Below are 269 nucleotides of genomic sequence, written 5' to 3' on the forward strand. Positions count from 1 at the left end.
GGCGATGGTCGATCAGCCGCAGCAGCGCCTCGCCGAATTGCCGCTGCTGTCGGCGGCCGAACAGCACGCACTGCTAGACAATCTCGGGGAAGAACCCGGTGAGCACGCACTGGACGCGACCGTGCATCACCTATTCGCCGCGCAAGCCGCCGCAACACCAGACGCGCGGGCGCTGAGCGTGGGCGAACACACGCTGACCTACGCCGAACTCGACGCCCAGGCCAACCGCCTGGCCCATTGGCTGCGCGCCAGTGGCGTCGGCCCGGAAG

At 69.1% G+C, this 269-nt stretch carries 1 protein-coding gene; it reads left to right on the forward strand.

Features of this window, described 5'->3' with window-relative positions:
- Positions 1 to 269 (forward strand): AMP-binding protein (locus tag AC0IW9_RS30935; protein ID WP_471652128.1); only part of this gene is annotated, 269 nt, incomplete at both ends.

It is taken from the genome of Belnapia sp. AC561, assembly GCF_979252845.1.